The sequence below is a fragment of the Mycobacterium alsense genome, from assembly GCF_002086635.1.
Classification (GTDB): Bacteria; Actinomycetota; Actinomycetes; order Mycobacteriales; family Mycobacteriaceae; genus Mycobacterium; species Mycobacterium alsense.
On sequence record NZ_MVHD01000126.1, the window covers coordinates 1 to 1,218 of the forward strand.

Here is a 1,218-nt window from a genome sequence, read left to right on the forward strand (position 1 = left end):
CCCATGCCGGTGCCCACGACGATCACATCCCACACCACGCGCTCGGCCTCGCGCGCGCTCAGTTCGCCGTCAGCCAATCGAGCTCCTCAGCCGTGATGGGCCCAAAACGCGACCGGCCCGGGCGAATCGGCATCGTACCACCCGGTACGGCGGACAGTAGGGGCGAAGTTGCCCGTCCCGTCAAGCCCCTGGGCGCCGCGTAGCGGACCAGACCGAACGTGGGTTTTCACAGCCTGTATTGGTCGATAAGTATCGGATCGAGTCAAGTTGATAAAATTTGCCCCGATCCCAATTTGACATGTGTACTGTAGGCGAAGTCCTTTAAGAGCCACGTTGTGGCCAGGGTCGTGCCTTGTAATCGGAGCCGCATATGTCTCCCTATGTGATCGCAGCGCCGGAGGCGTTGGCCGCCGCGTCGTCGGACTTGGCCGGTATCCGGGAGACGATCCTTCGCGCCGCCGCGGGGGCGGCGCCTGCGACGACGTCGCTGCTACCCGCGGCGCAGGATGAAATTTCGGGTGCGGTCTCGAAGGTGTTTGGCGCCTATGCGCAGCAATACCAAGCGCTCAACGCGGCGGCGGGGCAGTTTCACCAGCAATTCGTGCAAGCCTTGAATGCCGCCGGGGCGCAATATGCGGTCGCAGAGGCGGCCAATGCGGACCCGTTGCAGGGCGTAATCGACGCGGTCAATGCGCCGGTCCAGGCGCTGACCGGGCGTCCGCTGATCGGCAACGGCGCCAACGGCGCCGACGCCACGGCTCCCGGAGGCGCGGGCCAGTCCGGCGGCAATGGCGGGTGGCTGATCGGCAATGGTGGCAATGGTGGCAACGGCGCGGACGGGCCCAACGGCGGCAGCGGCGGCGCCGGCGGGGCGGCGGGCCTGTGGGGCCAAGGTGGCAACGGCGGTAACGGCGGGAACGCCACCAGCGCGGGCGGCAACGGCGGTAACGGCGGGGCCGGCGGGGCCAACGGGTTCTTCGGCGGCGGCGCCGGCGGGATGGGCGGAAATGGCGGGAACGGCATGTCCGCCAATATGCCGGGACAAAACGGCGGTAACGGCGGCAACGGCGGGGCGGGCGGCACCAACCGGGCAATGTTCTCGTTCAACGGTGTCGCCGGCAACGGCGGTAACGGCGGTAACGGCGGAGACGGTGTCGCCGGCACGTCGAGCACCACTGCCGGCGCGGCGGGGATGGCCGGCGGGGCGGGCGGCAACGG

At 68.9% G+C, this 1,218-nt stretch carries 1 protein-coding gene; it reads left to right on the forward strand.

What is annotated here, in order from left to right; genetic code table 11:
• Positions 1-370: 370 nt before the first annotated feature.
• Positions 371-1,218, forward strand: an 848-nt coding sequence (locus BST11_RS26780) for a PE family protein (RefSeq protein WP_142276615.1), incomplete at its 3' end; no start/stop codon positions are given.